The following is a 17,914-nucleotide window of genomic DNA, read 5'->3' as shown; positions in this document are numbered from 1 at the left end:
CCAAAAAGGACATATTTGAAAATATGTCCTTTTTGGTCAATGAGTAAAGGAGGGAAGACGTCATGAATAACATGATGTCTGATAAAAAAGTCATTGCTTTATATATACTTCCACCTTTGTTATTGATTGTAGCATTAATTTATATTCCGATCATCATGACAGGATATTATAGCTTAACCCAATGGGACGGTATCGGACAGATGAAGTTTATTGGTTTGGATAATTATAAAGAACTGATAAAAGATGGAATGTTTTGGAAAAGTGTCTATCATTCATTCTTACTAGCAGTCTTTTCTGTTATTAGTTTGTTAGGTTATTTAGCGGTATCACTTGTACTCTCTGGGAAAGTCAAAGGCGCAAATTTATTAAGAAAAATTTACTTAATACCGATGTTGTTGTCTTCTGTTGCTATTGGTCAACTTTGGCTGAGAATTTACCATCCATCTAATGGCATGCTTAATTATTTTCTCTCCTTTTTAGGAATAGAAAATCCTCCTAACTGGTTGGCAGATCCTTCGATTGTACTATATGCGATCTTTATCCCGATTATATGGCAGTATGCAGGGTTTTATATTTTGATTTACTATGCAGCTTTAAAAAGTATCCCGCCTTCTATTATAGAAGCAGCGATTATCGATGGAGCAAATCCTTTGCAATTGGCTTATAAAATTAAAGTTCCTTTAATTTCAGGGGTTATTAAAGTAACCATTGTGTTAGCCGTTGTAGGTTCTTTGAAATATTTCGATCTTATTTATGTAATGACAGACGGGGGGCCGAACGGCGCAAGTGAAGTAATGGCCTCCTATATGTATCATAAAGCGTTTCGCAGTTTTAATTTTGGGTACGGAAGCACGGTCGCCTTTTCTCTATTATTCATTTGTATGATTGTTACATGGCTTATTCGAAAACTTACTAATTCTAGTGAAGAAGTACAATATTAACCGCAAAGGAGGGGACAAAGATGGAGCGAGCAACAGTGACCGAAAAGCCGGTTATTTCATTGCTGCCTGGTCAAATCGGAAAGAAGATAGGCATGTTCATTTTCTATACAGTGCTAATTATTCTAGCTGTTTTTCAAATACTTCCTCTAATTTGGCTATTGTTCTTTTCTCTGAAGAATAACCAAGAAGTATTTAATACGCCACTTTTTGCATTGCCATCTCCGCCTAGATGGGAAAACTATGTAAAAGTATGGGTGGAAGGAAATATAGGACGTTATTTTTTTAATAGCGTCTGGATCACTACGTTATCGGTCATTTTCACAGTATTATTAGCCAGTTTCGCTACTTTCGCTATTACGCGTATGCATTGGAAATTAAAACATGTTGTATTGGGATTGTTTATGGTCGGGTTGATGATTCCAGTTCATTCAACACTGATTCCATTGTTTAGCTTTTTTATGAAAATGAAATTAGTAGACCATCCATTATCTGTTATTTTAACGAATATCGGATTTAACCTGCCACTTACTATAATGGTTTTGCTTGGGTTTTATTACTCATTGCCGCGTGAGTTAGAAGAATCCGCAATTATGGATGGGTGTTCTGTTCATCGGATGTTTTTCCAAATCATTTTACCGATGACTTCTCCTGTCATCGTAACGACGGCGATTATTAATATGATTTATAACTGGAACGAATTCGTTTTTGTAAACACATTTATTAGTTCAGATCAATATAAAACCCTTACGGTAGGGATCCAAAACTTTATTGGACAATATACGACAGATTGGGGAGCAATTGGTGCAACGTTGATGATTAGTATTTTGCCAATTCTACTAGCATTCTTTTTCCTCAGCGACCGAATTGTAGAAGGAATTACGGCTGGAGCAATTAAAGGATAATTAGTTAGAAAGGAGAAGTATAGACATGCCAAAAAACATGTTTTTTAACGCCCATCACTCACCAGTAGGGGCGTTTGCCAGCTTCACGCTTGGATTTCCAGGAAAAAGCGGAGGGTTGGATCTCGAGTTGGGACGTCCGCCTCGGCAAAATGTATATATAGGTGTTGCCTCATTGGATCAGCCAGGTATGTATGAGGTACTGCCGTTTTTTGAGTCCGGTGATGATGAGAGTAAAAGATATGATATTGAAAATCCAGATCCAAATCCACAGAAACCACAAATTCTTGTTCCATTTCCTAAGGAAATGATCCAACGGGAATTTCATGTTTCTACCGACACGTGGAAAGCGGGAGATCTTACGTTTACCATTTATTCTCCTATGAAATCTGTTCCGGATCCTGACACAGCAAAAGAAGAAGATTTAAAGTTTGCTTTAGTTCCTGCGGTGGTTGTTGAACTCACTGTTGACAATACGAGAGGAACATCGCCAAGACGCGCATTTTTTGGATTTGAAGGGAACGATCCTTATACATCAATGAGACGAATTGATGATACGTGTCCACAATTGCGTGGGGTTGGACAAGGCCGCATAACGGCTATTGTATCGAATCAAAACGATGTACGTTCGACACTGCATTTTAGCTTGGAAGATATTTTAACGAATCCGTTGGAGGAAAATTGGACCTTTGGATTGGGAAAAGTTGGGGCATTAATTATGGATACACCAGCCGGGACGACGAGAACATATCAGTTTGCAGTATGTTTTTACCGTTCCGGATACGTAACTGCTGGATTGGACACATCTTATTTTTATACCCGTTTCTTTAAAAACATTGAAGAGGTGGGAAAATATGCTTTGAATCACATCGAAGCGTTGAAAGAGCGCTCTTTTCAATCAAATCAGTTGATAGAGAAAGACTGGTTATCTGATGATCAAAAATTTATGATGGCTCATGCAATTCGCAGTTATTACGGCAACACCCAGTTGTTAGAACATGATGGAAAGCCAATCTGGGTAGTGAATGAAGGCGAATACCGCATGATGAATACGTTTGATTTAACAGTAGATCAGTTGTTCTTCGAGTTAAAAATGAACCCATGGACTGTTAAAAATGTCTTAGATTTGTATGTAGAAAGATACAGCTATTACGATCGAGTTCGTTTCCCAGGAGAGGAAAAAGAGTATCCAGGAGGTATCAGTTTTACACATGATATGGGGGTAGCAAATACATTTTCCCGCCCTCATTATTCGGCATATGAGCTTTATGGGATCGATGGTTGCTTCTCACATATGACGCATGAACAATTAGTTAACTGGGTACTGTGTGCAGCTGTATATATAGAACAAACAAAAGATTGGGCTTGGAGGCAAGAAAAACTGCCAATTTTAGAACAGTGTTTGGAAAGTATGGTAAATCGGGATCATCCAGATCCGGAAAAACGAAATGGGGTGATGGGCTTAGACAGTACGCGTACGATGGGTGGAGCAGAGATTACAACCTATGACAGTCTAGATATCTCCCTAGGACAAGCGCGAAATAATTTGTATTTGGCAGGAAAATGTTGGGCAGCGTATGTAGCGCTTGAAAAAATATTCCTGGATACTGGAAAGGAAACGTTGGCCGCTTTAGCAGGGGAACAAGCGGAAAAATGTGCAGCTACGATTGTTAGTCACGTGACAGAACAAGGATATATTCCAGCCGTTATGGGAGAAGGGAATGATTCAAAGATTGTTCCAGCGATCGAAGGATTAGCGTTCCCATACTTTACAAATTGCCGTGAAGCATTAGATCCAAATGGACGCTTTGGTGAATATATTCAAGCTTTACGAAAACACTTGGAGTACGTATTAAAGGAAGGAATCTGCCTATTTCCAGATGGAGGATGGAAAATTTCGTCTACAAGCAATAACTCATGGCTAAGCAAAGTATACTTGTGTCAGTTTATTGCCCGACACATTTTAAGATGGAAATGGGATGAAGCAGGTGCGAAAGCAGATGCGGCACATGTAGCCTGGTTGACACATCCAACCCTTTCCGTTTGGAGTTGGAGTGACCAAATTATTGCCGGAGAGATTAGTGGAAGCAAGTATTATCCTCGTGGGGTGACAAGCATTCTATGGCTTGAAGAAAAAGAGTAAAAATATGGGGATAAAAAAGTAAGGAAAGAAGAATTGGCTGTTTGTTTTTGATGAGTTCCATCACCCTAACTATCCTTTTGGAAAATTGTAAAGATCAAACAATGCCGCCATCGTCTTGGATGATGATGGCGGGTTCCTCTTTTTAAAATTTATTAGTTAAAAAATTCTGAAAGGCATTGAATGAATACAAGCATTTGTTTATAATCAATTTAGAACTAGTATACTAGTGTTACTAATAAACATATTGGTTCATGGAGAAGTTAAGAGCCAATAAATGGGAGCTATTTACCATAGCTGCCATACGAAAATAGCAAGTTGCTAAGGCTAACACATTTTGAAACCGTTTACGGATAGAACCTTAAGGAGAGAGATCCTTATGTTTCTGTAATCACGAATGGATTGCGTGAAAGGGGGGATAAACGGGGGAGGGAAATTTTTCTTCGTGAAGTATCGGCAGTTTTGATAGCTCATTTGTAACAGAGGGCATTTCATTGAAAACGATTGGAGGGAGAAGAGGTGTTAAAAAAGCTGTTTGCTTCAGTGGCAGCTGCGGTTATGACTGTCGGAATGCTAGCAGGTTGCACCGACAAAGAACCGGCTTCGTCAAATAGTTCAACTAAATCGGATGGTGGAAAACAGCTAGTGACGATTACGACAATCCGGACTCTAAAAGACGATACGAAATTTAGAAAAGGAGAAGATGTGAATAACAACCCTGTTACAAGATGGGCTGAAAAAGAGCTCGGTATTAAATTCAAGACGTTATGGACAGCGCCAAACGATGAGCAATATTATAACAAAATTCGTTTAGCGCTTTCATCTGGTCAAGAACTTCCAGATGTTTTTATGGTAGCGGATGGTTTGTTAATTAATGACCTAATCCGTTCAGGAAAAGTTATGCCGGTAGATGAGGCGATTGAAAAGTATGCTTCACCAAGATTGAAAGAAATATTTAATAAATTTCCTGAAGCGTTTTATCCGGCAACCGTAAATGGCAAACGATATGGTATCCCTCGTTTCTCGGGAGGAAACGGATCGGATTCATTGTTATGGATTCGTAAGGACTGGTTGGACAAATTAGGGTTACAGCCCCCAAAAACAATCGAAGATCTTGAAAAAATTATGGATGCTTTTGTAAACCAAGACCCGGACGGAAACGGTAAAAAAGACACCATTGGGTTAACACTTGCCAGCAAAAATGGTTTAGCTACTTGGCTTGCAGATGGAAGTTTTATTTTTGGAGCATATGGCGATTATGTACCCGGTTCTTGGTCAAAAGGAAAAGATGGCTCCTTAGTATACGGATCGGTTCAGCCGTCTATTAAAAAAGGGTTAGCCAAGCTACATGAATGGTATGAGAAAGGATATTTGGATAAAGAAGTAGGAATTTTAGATGAACAAACAGCTATCAAAAGTTTTGTTGCCGGGAAATCAGGAATTTTATCGGCACCGCCATGGGCAGCAGGTTGGCCAGTATCTGACGCAATTAAAAATAATCCAGGAGCAGTTGTAGAACCTTACCCTCTGCCAAGCGGGCCAGATGGAAAAATAGGACGCCGCGGTGAGGGACTAACTGTAGGAATGTTTCTATTTAATAAAAACTTTAAACATATGGATAAATTTTTCGAATACTGGGATGCAATCTACAGTTATATATTCAACGATTCTAAATATTTCAAATATGGATTGTTTGAAGGATACGACTATGTTATGAAGGATGGAAAGCCTGTATATGACCCGAAACAAATTCCAGGCGGAGCAATAGATCCAGGAAAATATTTCTTGACAACCGATATTCCTACGATTCCTTATATGCTTTATAACCTTGCAGAAGAGCTATACACTACAAAACGACAACCAAAAAATGCATACGAGTATACGAAGATCGTAGCACAAGGTGAGCCATATATGAAAGCGGCCACTATTGTGAATCAACAAAATCAATACCGAATTGAAAACGAGTTCAATGGCCCTCCTACGAAAACAATGCAAAAAAGAGGAGAATTCCTCACAAAAATGGAAAGAGAAACATTTGCAAATATCATCTATGGAAGAGCGCCTCTTGATGAATTTGACAAATTCGTTAAAAAATGGAGAAAATCCGGCGGCGATGACATTACGAAGGAAGTCAATGAATGGTATAAATCAGTGAAGGGGAACAAGTAAAAATACTTTTGAACGGTGCGAACTTATTTGGAATTTTGCGTATGTTCGCGCCGTTCTTTACCATAACTTATTGCTCTTATAATTGATATTTTGTTAGCAATGGATATAGTTGGACGATAAAAGTTTACATCACATGGTTTCGTGGTCCCTCGTTACTTAAGAAAAGGAGGAGAAGGGATTTGCAGACGCAAACGCATTTAGAAAGCCAAACGGTTATAAACAAAAAGAAAAAATTAAAAAAGAATGGTTGGAATTTGAGAAATACATGGCAGTTACATGCAATGTTACTGCCAGCCGTAATCATTGTTTTTATTTTTCAGTACATTCCTTTGTTCGGTCTTGTAATGGCATTTCAAGATTATGAGCCTTGGTTAGGTTTTCTTCACTCCCCTTGGGTGGGACTAGATCATTTTAAAACGATGTTTGAATATGAGGATGCTAGACAAGTAATTTGGAATACCTTAATCATTTCATCGCTAAAGATTGTTTTTAACATTGTTGTTCCTTTAGCGTTTGCCTTATTGTTAAATGAGGTTTATATCATGAAATTTAAAAGAACTGTGCAAACGATTGTTTATTTGCCCCACTTTTTATCTTGGGTTATATTAGGAGGTATTTTAATTGATATGCTTTCTCCAGAAGGAGGAATTGTTAACCGTGTATTAGTTTCGTTGTTTAATATTAAACCGATTTTCTTTCTCGGAGATAACGATTGGTTCCGTACGGTTGTTGTCATCACGGATGTTTGGAAAGAATGCGGTTTTAATACGATTGTCTTTCTTGCTGCTATTACCTCCATCAATCCAACGTTATATGAAGCAGCAATTGTCGATGGTGCTAACCGGTGGCAACAAACTGTTTATGTTACATTGCCGTCCATGCTTCCTATCATTATTGTAGTTGGTACATTATCATTAGGAAACATTTTAAACGCAGGGTTTGACCAAATTTTAAACCTTTATAATCCGCTTGTATATAAAACGGGGGATATTATTGATACGTATGTTTATCGTGTCGGACTTTTAAACGGAGACTTTAGTTACGGTACAGCTGTTGGTTTATTCAAATCGATTATTAGCTTTATTCTAGTTGTTGCAGGATACCGTTTAGCGTATAAATACGCAAACTACAAAGTATTCTAAGCGGGGGAGGATCATGTACCATTACCAGAAAAGTTTGTCATATAAAATATTTATTATATTCAATTATTTTATTCTAGCATTATCAGCATTGCTATGTATACTGCCGCTCATTCATATCTTGGCTGTTTCTTTTAGCGGAAGCGCGGCAGCAACAGCTAACATTGTTGGTTTGTGGCCTGTTGATTTTACGCTAGATGCATATAAAAAGACGATTGGAAACGAAAATTTTGTACGTGCATTATTGAATTCGCTTCTCCGGGTTGTATTGGGAACATCTATATCCATGGCATGTATGTTATGTGCCGCCTATTCTTTATCAAAGAGTGATCATGCTTTTAAAGGTAGAAAAATTTATATGTGGTTTTTCGTTTTCACCATGTTATTCCACGGAGGACTAGTGCCAACCTATATGGTTGTAACAAAGCTAGGGCTAACCGACACGATTTGGGCATTAGTGTTGCCCTCGGCAATAAGTTCCTTTAATTTGATATTGCTTGTCAACTTTTTTAGAACTTCCGTACCAAAATCACTAGAAGAAGCTGCTATTATCGATGGAGCTAATCATTTCACCATATTTTGGAGAATATATTTACCAATTTCCGTGCCAGCTATCGCTACAATTTCTCTGTTTACCATGGTGTTTCATTGGAACTCATGGTTTGACGGTATGATTTATATGTCTAATGTAAAGCACTATCCGCTATCTACATTCTTGCAGACGATTATTGTGCAGCAAGATTTTAGCAAAATGAGTGTCGATGCAGAAACATTGAAAAACTTATCAGAGCGGACTGTAAAATCGGCGCAAATTTTTATCGCTGCATTGCCTATGCTTATTGTATATCCATTTGTTCAGAAATTTTTTGTAAAAGGAATCGTTTTGGGAGCAGAAAAAGAATAAAAAGATCCTTATATTTTGAATTAACAGGAGGCATTATATATGGAAGGAAATGGGATAGTGTTGCAGGAAGGGGAACAATACGAACCTTGTTGGCTAAGATATGAGAAAGTAGAAGGATACTATCAAAACCTTTCCTTATTTTCAAATATTGTTGTTAAAGGAGCATCGCCTGTTTTTCATTCGGCTGTTGAGGAACTTTCGAGAGGCATATCGTCTATTTTGGGCATTCAACCGAAAGTAGTAAAGAGCGTCGAAAAAAGTGGATTTATTCTATTAGGTACTATAGATGATGAAGAGGTAAAACATCGATTTTCAAGTTTAAGAGAGTTTCGGCAAATGAACAAGGAAGGATATACTATTCAGTCTATATCCTTTAACGGGGAATTATCTATTTATTTAGTGGGAAAAACGGATAAAGGTGTTTTGTATGCTGTATTCCATTTTCTTCGATTATTGCAGATGAAAAAAGATATTGATCATTTATCTATTTTTGAAAATCCGAAAAATCAATTGCGCATGATTAACCATTGGGACAATATGGATGGAAGTATTGAACGTGGATATGCGGGACGCTCTATTTTCTTTAAAGACTATCAGTTTATAAAAAATGGGAACCGTATCAAAGATTATGCACGGTTGCTTTCTTCGGTAGGAATTAATGGGGTTGTTATTAATAACGTGAATGTCCACGAAGCAGAAACGAAATTGATCACAGAGGAATTTTTATCGGATGTTGCAAAAATTGCAGATATTTTTAGAGCTTACGGTATACAGACGTTTTTAAGTATCAACTATGCAAGTCCGATCCAAATTGGAGGATTATCAACGGCTGATCCGCTGGATTCTAGTGTACAGCAGTGGTGGAAAAGTACAGTTGAACGCATTTATCAGCATATTCCGGACTTTGGCGGTTTCTTGGTGAAAGCAGACTCCGAATTTCGGCCTGGACCATTTACGTATAATAGAAACCATGCCGAGGGAGCAAATATGCTTGCCAAGGCGCTACAGCCATTTGGGGGAATCGTGATTTGGAGATGTTTTGTCTACAATTGTCAACAAGATTGGCGGGATCGTTCGACCGACAGAGCGAAAGCGGCTTATGATCATTTCAAGCCATTAGATGGTCAATTTCATAACAATGTCGTTTTGCAAATTAAAAATGGCCCGATGGACTTTCAGGTAAGGGAGCCTGTGTCCCCTTTATTTGGTGCGATGCCAAAAACGAATCAAATGATGGAGTTTCAAATCACGCAAGAATATACAGGGCAGCAAAAACATTTATGCTATTTAATTCCACAGTGGAAAGAAGTATTGGAATTTGATACGTATGCAAAAGGGAAAGGCTCACAAGTGAAAAAGGTAGTAGATGGTTCTTTATACGATTATCAGTATAGCGGGATCGCAGCTGTTTCTAATATAGGCGATGATCCGAACTGGACGGGGCATACATTGGCGCAAGCTAACTTATATGGATACGGGCGCTTAGCTTGGAATCCAGACCTTTCAGCGGAGGAAATAACGAATGAATGGGTGCTGCTTACATTTGGGGATGACCCGGAGGTTGTTGAACAGGTTAGCCAGATGCTTTTAGACTCTTGGAGAATTTATGAAAACTATACAGCTCCACTTGGAGTAGGGTGGATGGTGAATCCAGGGCATCACTACGGTCCTAATGTAGATGGGTATGAGTATTCTCCGTGGGGAACATATCATTATGCGGACCGTTACGGAATCGGAGTAGATAGAACAGTAAGAACTGGGACAGGTTTTACAGCTCAATATTTTCCTGAAAACGCTGAGATGTACGAATCCATTGAATCTTGTCCAGATGAATTACTTCTATTTTTCCATCACGTCCCTTATACACATCGCCTAAAATCCGGCGAAACCGTTATTCAGCATATATACAATACTCATTTTGAAGGTGTGGAGCAAGCGAAACAGTTAAGAGAAAGATGGAAAAGATTAAAAGGTAAAATAGATGAAAAAAGATATCGTGATGTTTTGGAGCGTTTAAATATTCAAGTAGAACATGCAAAAGAATGGCGGGATGTGATTAATACGTATTTTTATCGCAAATCAGGAATTGGGGATAAATATAATCGCACTATTTATAAATGATGAGACGGATTTATTCAACATATCCTCATAAAGGAAGTGAATCATTGTCATGAAAAAAATAAAAGTTCGTGATGATGAACCAAAATTGTTTAAGAAGAATTGGAAATTCTGTGTCGGCACAGGAAGATTGGGGCTTGCATTGCAGAAAGAATATTTAGATCATCTGAAATTGGTTCAAGAAAAAATAGGATTTCAATATATCCGCGGACACGGTTTGCTTTCTGATGATGTAGGCATTTATCGTGAAGTGGAAATCGATGGAGAAACAAAACCTTTTTATAATTTTACTTATATTGACAGAATTATTGATTCCTATTTAGATCTAGGAATCCGTCCGTTTGTCGAGCTTGGGTTTATGCCAAGCGCCTTAGCGTCTGGAGATCAAACTGTATTTTATTGGAAAGGAAACGTTACGCCTCCTAAGGACTACAACAAATGGTATGACTTAATCGTAGCGGTAGTCTCTCATTTTGTGGAGCGTTATGGTATAGAAGAAGTGCTGAGATGGCCTTTTGAAGTCTGGAATGAACCAAACTTAGTGAATTTCTGGAAAGATGCTGATAAACAAGAATATTTTAAGCTATATAAAGTTACGGCGGCTGCAGTGAAAAGTGTTCATCCTGATATTCAAGTTGGAGGGCCGGCAATATGTGGGGGAAGCCATGAATGGATTGTTGATTTTCTTAACTTTTGCGCCGACGAAAATGTACCGGTCGACTTTGTAAGCAGACATGCTTATACATCAAAGGCGCCGCATAAAAAGACATTTGAGTATTATTATCAAGAATTAGAAGCTCCGGAAGATATGTTACAACAATTTAAAACAGTTCGTGAGCTGATTGATCAATCACCGTTCCCGCACCTGCCTTTTCATATTACGGAGTATAATACATCCTACAGTCCGATCAACCCGGTTCACGATACCGTTTTAAACGCGGCATATATAGCCCGTATTTTGAGTGAAGGCGGGGATTATGTTGATTCTTTCTCTTATTGGACATTTAGCGATGTATTTGAAGAAATGGATGTTCCGAAGGCACAATTTCACGGCGGATTTGGTCTAGTTGCCCTTAATTCGATCCCCAAACCAACTTTCTATTTGTTTACATTTTTTAATGCTTTAGGTAATGAACGGCTTTATCGTGATGAGGAAATAATTGTGACTAGAAGAGAAGATGGTTCTATTGCGATGGTTGCCTGGAACTTAGTTATGGAGAAAGGAAATGATTTTACAAAAGATTTAGAAATTGAAATACCGATTCCGTTTGAAGATGTTTTTGTGAAGCGGCAAACAGTAGATGAGGATAACGGTAACCCATGGGCTGTATGGAAACAAATGGGGAGACCGCGGTTTCCAAATAAAAAAGCTGTAGAGACACTTCGCCAGGTAGCACAGCCTAAGGTGACTACATGCCGAATGCGGACAGAAAATAATATTTTAAGGTTGCAAGTAAGGTTAACAAAAAACGAAGTGACGCTTATCGAAGTAGAACCGGTGAAAGATGAAACATATACCTATGTTGGATTAGATGACAGCTTCATTACATCGTACTCATAATGTTAAGCGCAAATACAGGGAAGTCTTAGTTTGGATAGATTTCCCTTCACCAATATGACATTAATATGAAAAGTGGAGGTTTAAGATGGATGTTGTTACAATAGGAGAATCCATGGTAGTTTTTACTCCTACTAGCAATGGATTAATGAGATACGCAACCCATTTTACGAAAAAGATCGGTGGTGCTGAGTCTAATGTTGCAGTTGGTCTTGCAAGGTTAGGACATCGTGCCGGTTGGATTAGCAGAGTCGGAAATGATGAATTTGGAAAGGCGATTCTCGCTTTTTTAAAGGGAGAAGGCGTTGATATAAGCAAGGCAAAGATTGATGAAGAAGCACCAACAGGCATTTATTTTAAGGAAATGAGAAGGCAAAATGACATTAGGGTTTACTATTATCGCAAAGGCTCTGCAGCAAGCCTATTATCACCGGCTGATTTGGACGAAGAGTATATCGCAAGTGCAAAATATTTACATATTACAGGCATTACCCCTGCTCTAAGCGCTAGTTGTCGGGAAGCTATTTTAGCCGCAATAAAAATAGCGCGCGATAATGGGGTGAAAATTGTATTCGATCCTAACTTGCGACTCAAACTTTGGAAGGAAGAGATTGCTAGGGAAACGCTTCTCCATATCGCATCACAAGTAGATATTGTACTTCCGGGGATGGTAGAAGCAACCTTTTTATTTGGCAACCATCCTCCTGAAAAATTAGGGCAATTATTTCTCGAACATGGGGCTTCCCTAGTAGTACTGAAACTAGGGGAGAAAGGTGCACATTATTTTACAGGTAAGGAAGATAAATGGGTTCCTGGATTTCCGGTTGAACAAGTTATCGATCCGGTTGGAGCAGGTGATGGGTTTGCTGCTGGATTTATTTCGGGACTGCTAGACGGATTAAGCATATATCATGCTGTGGAAAGAGCTAATGCTGTAGGCGCGCTGGTTACAATGGTTTACGGCGATGTTGATGGTCTGCCTGAACGTGATGAGATTGAAAAACTAATAGCGAAAAATAATGAGGATGTTATTCGATAATAAAGTGGGGGGTAAAAAGCATGGATCATATTATTACTATCAAAGAAACGGGGATTATTCCTGTCATTAGAGGGGCAACCGTTGAGAATATCATCCCCGTTGCGCACGCGTTAAAAAAAGGTGGAATGAATATCATTGAAATCACAGTGGAAACTCCAGGAGCGCTGGCAGCGCTTGAAAAAGCGGCAAACGAGCTAGAGGGTGTATTGGTAGGTGCTGGCACGGTATTAGACGGGGAAACGGCACGATTAGCGATTTTATCCGGAGCCAAGTTTATTGTTTCTCCTTCCATGAACATAGAGACGATTCAAATGACAAAGCGGTATGGGGCAGTAAGTATAGCAGGAGGATTAACACCTACTGAAATCGTTACCGCTTTTGAAAGTGGAGCTGATTTTGTAAAAGTATTTCCTATTAGTATATTCGGACCTAGCTACATTAAAAGCATGAAAGATCCTTTGCCGCAAATACCGTTAATTGCGACAGGGGGAATAAATATAGAAAACATAGAAGATTATATAAGAGCAGGTGTGGAGGCGGTAGGGATAGGAAGTTCATTAGTCAACGTAAAAAAGAACCTCACTGATTCATACCTGTTGGAAATAACCCGTAATGCTTCCTTATTAGTAGCTGCGGTAAAAAAAGCAAGAGCAAAATAACGACGTTTTTGAACGTAAACAAAATATTTTTAACAACAACAGTATTGCTGAATGTATAAATATATTGTGCAATTGACAGGAAATATTTTCTTAGCTAAAATGGAAACGAATTTCTATCTTTAAAGAGAAATGTTTATTTTTCGAATAATACTACCATACTAGTATAGTGAGATAAAACGAAAGGGAGAATTCAATGGTAATGTTTACATTCCAAGAAAGCCAACAAATAAAGGGCTCTACAAGAGGATCAACGAGAGATCAACTGTATCATTTGTTAAAGGAGAAAATTTTGCGATTAGAGCTTGAGCCAGGTACAAAAATTTCTGAAAAGGAAATTGCCGAAAATCTTCATGTTAGCAGAACCCCTGTTCGTGAAGCTTTCTTAAAATTAGCCCAAGAAGAATTGTTAGATATTATTCCTCAAAGTGGTACCATCGTATCGCGGATTAATTTAGAACATGTAGAAGAAGGCAGATTTATTAGAGAGATCATTGAGAAAGAAGTAGTGGCGTTGGCATGTGAAAAATTTACTGAGGAATATTTATTTCAATTAGAAAAAAATATTGCCATGCAGGAATTATGTGTGGAAAAGAGCAACTATTTAGCACTTTTCGAGCTGGACGAGGAATTTCACAAGATTATTTTTGATGGTTGCAGGATGTCTCGGTCATGGAAAATGGTCCAGCACCTAAATAGTCATTTTAACCGCCTGCGCGTGCTTCGATTATTTTCCGATTTAGACTGGGATATTATCATCTCTCATCATAAGCAAATTTATCAACTAATTGCTAATAAGGAAGCGGAAAAAGCACGAAAAGTGATGGAGGAACATTTAAGGCTAGTGGTAATTGAAAAGGACGTACTAAAGAAACAATATCCGCATTATTTTGTTTGAATTCGCCCTGTTTAGGGGGTAATGTATAGATTTTAAATGAAAAAGGGGGGAGCTGCGTGCAGACATTTATACACGAAGATTTTTTACTGAAGAATAAATCTGCGAAGATTCTTTATCATGAATATGCGAAACATATGCCAATTATTGACTACCATTGTCATTTAAGTCCGAGGGAAATCGCGGAAGATAAACGATTTAAAAACTTAACCGAGTTGTGGCTAGACGGCGATCATTATAAATGGCGTGCAATGAGGATGCTGGGGATTGAAGAGAAATATATAACAGGGGACGCAAGTGATTATGAAAAATTCGAAGCATGGGCTAAAGCAGTACCTTATTGCATTGGAAATCCCCTATATCATTGGACTCATTTAGAATTAAAGCGCTATTTTCATATGGATACAATTTTGAATGAAAAAACATGCAGGGAGATATGGAATCATTGTAATGAAATATTGCAGCAAGAGGATTTTTCAGCCCGTAGCATCATTTCTAAATCGAATGTAGAAATGATAGGAACAACGGATGATCCATTAGATAGTTTAGAGTACCATAAAGTTATTCAAAGTAACCAAGATATCAAAACAAAGGTACTGCCCACTTTTCGGCCGGATCCATTATTAGAAATTAATCATCATTCTTTTTCAAAATATATAGGAGAGTTAGGGAAAATTACGAATATCGAAATAACTAATTATGAACAAATGTTAGAGGCAATTAGAAACAGAGTAAACTATTTCCACGAAATGGGATGTAGAATTTCTGACCACGGGCTCGAGTATATGCCATATGAAGAAAGCGATTTAAAAGAAGTGTCCGCTATTTTCCAAAAGCGAAAAGATGGTTTTATTGTAACGAAAGCAGAAGAAGATAAATATAAAACGTTTACATTGCGTTTTTTAGGACAACTTTATCATTCATTAGATTGGGCAATGCAACTGCATATTGGTTCAATAAGAAATACAAATACAAGAAAGTTCCAACAGTTAGGCGCAAATACCGGGTATGATTCTATTAACGATTTTATATTGGCAAAGCCGCTGAATTCTTTTTTAAATGCGTTAGAAAAAGAAAATAAGCTGCCTAAAATTATTATTTATACTTTAAATCCTGCATATAATTACGTTATTGCATCGACTGTTGGCAATTTCCAGGGCGAAGGAATTAAAGGGAAAATACAGTTTGGAGCAGCCTGGTGGTTCAACGACCATAAAGACGGAATTTTATCACACATGAAGGACTTAGCCAATGTAGGACTTTTAAGTAGTTTTATAGGCATGCTGACTGACTCAAGAAGTTTTTTGTCCTATGTACGGCATGAATATTTTCGAAGAATACTATGCAATTTAATAGGAACGTGGGTGGAAAATGGAGAAGTTCCGCCTGATTATCCTTTTTTAGGAAAAATTGTTCAAGATATTTGTTATTTTAATGCCAAAAATTACTTTAACATTCGGTAAATTTCCTTCAATGAATCAAGGGAGTGCAAAGCGATGAAAATGACATTTCGGTGGTTCGGCAAGGACAATGATACTGTTTCGTTGGATGAGGTTAGGCAAATTCCCGGGGTGGAGGGAATTGTAGGAGCATTATATCATATCCCTGTGGGAGAAGTTTGGCCGCTTGAAGATATTTTAAATTTGAAAAAACAGGTAAATGAAAAAGGATTCCATCTTGACGTAATTGAGAGTGTGAATGTTCATGAGGATATTAAACTGGGATTGCCTTCACGGGAGCGCTATATTGAAAATTATAAACAAACTATTCGGAATTTAGCGAAGGCTGGTGTGAAAGTTATTTGTTATAACTTCATGCCTGTTTTTGACTGGACGAGATCGGATCTAGCGAAAAAAAGAAGCGATGGCTCTACGGTTTTGGCTTATGAGAAAGATAAAATAGAAAATATTGATCCGGAAGAAATGGTTAGAAGAATCGAAAGTGACTCAAACGGTTTTTTGTTGCCAGGGTGGGAACGTGAAAGATTGAAAACTATCAAAAACCTTTTTGCTCTATATAAAGGGGTTACAGAAGACGATTTATTTGAAAACCTGCGTTATTTTTTGGAACAAATTATCCCTGTCGCAGAAGAGTGCGGGATTAAAATGGCGATTCATCCCGATGATCCGCCTTGGTCGGTATTTGGGTTGCCGCGAATCGTGACAAATAAGGAAAATTTAGAGAGAATTGTAAAGATGGTCGATAGCCCATCGAATGGAATCACATTGTGTTCAGGGTCATTGGGTGCTAATCCTAATAACGATATTCCAGAAATGTTCAGATATTTCTTGAAAATGGATAGAGTCCCGTTTGTCCATGTGAGAAATATAAAAATACATGAAAACGGCGATTTTGAAGAAACATCCCACCGTAGTTGCGATGGTTCGCTTGATATATGTGAGATTGTAAAAGCACTTCATGATATGAACTTTCAGGGATATATACGTCCTGACCATGGACGTATGATTTGGAATGAAAAAGCGCGGCCGGGATACGGGTTATATGACCGGGCGCTTGGTATCATGTATCTCCTTGGAATTTGGGATAGTCTGGAAAAACAAAAGAAAGGGAGAGTATAAATGCTGCCAATCCATCCAAATCTAAAAGGCAAAGTAGCAGTGGTTACCGGCGGTGGCGGAGTGCTGTGCAGCTGCATGGCTAAGGAGCTGGCTAGGCAAGGAATGAAAGTGGCAATCCTTAACCGAACGTTGGAAAAAGCGGAGAAAGTAAAGGAAGAAATTATCAAGCAAGGCGGCGATGCCATCGCCGTTCAATGTAATGTGTTAGATGTTGATAGTGTAAAAAAAGCGGAAGAAATCGTATTTCGTGAATACGGCCCCTGTGATGTATTGATTAATGGGGCCGGCGGTAATCATCCACAAGGGATTACCACAAAAGAGATACTTGAACAAGAAGATTTGGATCACACGGAAATCACTACATTTTTTGATCTTACTACCGAAGGGTTTAAGTACGTGCTCGATTTAAATATTGTGGGCACTGTCATTCCAACGCAAATTTTTCTAAAACGAATGATCGGAAAAAAAGGGACGATTATCAATCTCTCATCGATGAGCGCACCGCGGCCAATGACGAAAGTTCCGGCATATAGCGCTGCCAAAGCGGGGATTGAAAATTTCACAAAATGGCTGGCGGTGCATGTAGCTAGTGTCGGAATTCGTGTCAATGCGATTGCCCCAGGATTTTTTCTAACGAAACAAAATGAAAATTTACTAAAAAATCCAGATGGATCATATACGGAACGTACAAGAAAAATTTTATCCCACACACCGATGAAGAGATTAGGGAATCCTGAAGATTTATTAGGAACTTTGCTCTGGCTTGTCGATGAACAAACAAGCGGGTTTGTTACAGGAATTGTTGTACCAGTTGATGGAGGATTTTTGGCATATGCTGGCGTCTAAGGATAGGGGGCAGGGAGAATATCCTCCTCAG

At 38.4% G+C, this 17,914-nt stretch carries 14 protein-coding genes; all 14 read left to right on the top strand.

Features of this window, described 5'->3' with window-relative positions; translation table 11 throughout:
• Positions 1-62: 62 nt before the first annotated feature.
• Positions 63-941 (top strand): carbohydrate ABC transporter permease, encoded by an 879-nt coding sequence (locus GCA01S_RS09460; protein WP_042409343.1) that lies wholly within the window; start codon positions 63-65, stop codon positions 939-941.
• Positions 942-1,033: 92 nt separating this feature from the next.
• The gene (locus GCA01S_RS09455; protein ID WP_375781807.1) at positions 1,034-1,843 is read left to right on the top strand and encodes a carbohydrate ABC transporter permease; all 810 of its coding nucleotides are present in this window, start codon (positions 1,034-1,036) and stop codon (positions 1,841-1,843) included.
• A gap of 25 nt (positions 1,844-1,868) precedes the next feature.
• Positions 1,869-3,983 carry a glycoside hydrolase family 52 protein gene (locus tag GCA01S_RS09450; RefSeq protein ID WP_042409340.1) on the top strand — a complete coding sequence of 705 codons (2,115 nt, stop codon included), beginning with the start codon at positions 1,869-1,871 and terminating at the stop codon, positions 3,981-3,983.
• A gap of 516 nt (positions 3,984-4,499) precedes the next feature.
• Positions 4,500-6,149 carry an extracellular solute-binding protein gene (locus GCA01S_RS09445; RefSeq protein WP_042409337.1) on the top strand — a complete coding sequence of 550 codons (1,650 nt, stop codon included), beginning with the start codon at positions 4,500-4,502 and terminating at the stop codon, positions 6,147-6,149.
• Positions 6,150-6,430: 281 nt separating this feature from the next.
• Entirely contained in the window at positions 6,431-7,291 is an 861-nt protein-coding gene (locus GCA01S_RS09440; protein ID WP_375154101.1) for an ABC transporter permease, read from the top strand.
• A gap of 10 nt (positions 7,292-7,301) precedes the next feature.
• The gene (locus tag GCA01S_RS09435; protein ID WP_026078372.1) at positions 7,302-8,192 is read left to right on the top strand and encodes a carbohydrate ABC transporter permease; all 891 of its coding nucleotides are present in this window, start codon (positions 7,302-7,304) and stop codon (positions 8,190-8,192) included.
• A 39-nt stretch (positions 8,193-8,231) separates the two neighbouring features.
• Positions 8,232-10,313 carry an alpha-glucuronidase family glycosyl hydrolase gene (locus GCA01S_RS09430; RefSeq protein ID WP_042409334.1) on the top strand — a complete coding sequence of 694 codons (2,082 nt, stop codon included), beginning with the start codon at positions 8,232-8,234 and terminating at the stop codon, positions 10,311-10,313.
• Positions 10,314-10,362: 49 nt separating this feature from the next.
• A complete protein-coding gene (locus GCA01S_RS09425; protein ID WP_042409331.1) occupies positions 10,363-11,871 on the top strand; it encodes a GH39 family glycosyl hydrolase in 1,509 nt (502 codons plus the stop codon).
• 85 nt (positions 11,872-11,956) lie between these two features.
• On the top strand, positions 11,957-12,907 hold the full coding sequence (locus GCA01S_RS09420) for a sugar kinase (RefSeq protein ID WP_042409329.1): 951 nt from the start codon (positions 11,957-11,959) through the stop codon (positions 12,905-12,907).
• A gap of 20 nt (positions 12,908-12,927) precedes the next feature.
• Positions 12,928-13,566, top strand: a complete 639-nt coding sequence (locus GCA01S_RS09415) for a bifunctional 4-hydroxy-2-oxoglutarate aldolase/2-dehydro-3-deoxy-phosphogluconate aldolase (RefSeq protein WP_017434265.1) — start codon at positions 12,928-12,930, stop codon at positions 13,564-13,566.
• Between the two features lie 193 nt (positions 13,567-13,759).
• On the top strand, positions 13,760-14,461 hold the full coding sequence (locus GCA01S_RS09410) for a GntR family transcriptional regulator (RefSeq protein ID WP_017434264.1): 702 nt from the start codon (positions 13,760-13,762) through the stop codon (positions 14,459-14,461).
• Positions 14,462-14,517: 56 nt separating this feature from the next.
• Positions 14,518-15,921 (top strand): glucuronate isomerase, encoded by a 1,404-nt coding sequence (uxaC, locus tag GCA01S_RS09405; protein ID WP_017434263.1) that lies wholly within the window; start codon positions 14,518-14,520, stop codon positions 15,919-15,921.
• Between the two features lie 33 nt (positions 15,922-15,954).
• Complete coding sequence (gene uxuA / locus GCA01S_RS09400; protein WP_042409327.1) at positions 15,955-17,037, top strand: mannonate dehydratase; 1,083 nt, start codon at positions 15,955-15,957, stop codon at positions 17,035-17,037.
• The gene (locus tag GCA01S_RS09395) at positions 17,038-17,883 is read left to right on the top strand and encodes an SDR family oxidoreductase (RefSeq protein ID WP_042409324.1); all 846 of its coding nucleotides are present in this window, start codon (positions 17,038-17,040) and stop codon (positions 17,881-17,883) included.
• The last annotated feature ends 31 nt before the right edge of the window (positions 17,884-17,914 follow it).

This window comes from Parageobacillus caldoxylosilyticus NBRC 107762, from assembly GCF_000632715.1.
In the GTDB taxonomy this organism is placed as follows: Bacteria; Bacillota; Bacilli; order Bacillales; family Anoxybacillaceae; genus Saccharococcus; species Saccharococcus caldoxylosilyticus.
This window is presented reverse-complemented; position numbering and strand designations above follow the sequence as displayed.

Excerpts from the sequence above, each read along its gene's own strand:
- GCA01S_RS09460 (WP_042409343.1), top strand. The coding sequence starts at position 63 with ATGAATAACATGATGTCTGATAAAAAAGTCATTGCTTTATATATACTT.
- GCA01S_RS09455 (WP_375781807.1), top strand. The coding sequence starts at position 1,034 with ATGTTCATTTTCTATACAGTGCTAATTATTCTAGCTGTTTTTCAAATA.
- GCA01S_RS09450 (WP_042409340.1), top strand. The coding sequence starts at position 1,869 with ATGCCAAAAAACATGTTTTTTAACGCCCATCACTCACCAGTAGGGGCG.
- GCA01S_RS09440 (WP_375154101.1), top strand. The coding sequence starts at position 6,431 with ATGTTACTGCCAGCCGTAATCATTGTTTTTATTTTTCAGTACATTCCT.
- GCA01S_RS09430 (WP_042409334.1), top strand. The coding sequence starts at position 8,232 with ATGGAAGGAAATGGGATAGTGTTGCAGGAAGGGGAACAATACGAACCT.
- GCA01S_RS09425 (WP_042409331.1), top strand. The coding sequence starts at position 10,363 with ATGAAAAAAATAAAAGTTCGTGATGATGAACCAAAATTGTTTAAGAAG.
- GCA01S_RS09420 (WP_042409329.1), top strand. The coding sequence starts at position 11,957 with ATGGATGTTGTTACAATAGGAGAATCCATGGTAGTTTTTACTCCTACT.
- GCA01S_RS09415 (WP_017434265.1), top strand. The coding sequence starts at position 12,928 with ATGGATCATATTATTACTATCAAAGAAACGGGGATTATTCCTGTCATT.
- GCA01S_RS09410 (WP_017434264.1), top strand. The coding sequence starts at position 13,760 with ATGGTAATGTTTACATTCCAAGAAAGCCAACAAATAAAGGGCTCTACA.
- uxuA (WP_042409327.1), top strand. The coding sequence starts at position 15,955 with ATGAAAATGACATTTCGGTGGTTCGGCAAGGACAATGATACTGTTTCG.
- GCA01S_RS09395 (WP_042409324.1), top strand. The coding sequence starts at position 17,038 with ATGCTGCCAATCCATCCAAATCTAAAAGGCAAAGTAGCAGTGGTTACC.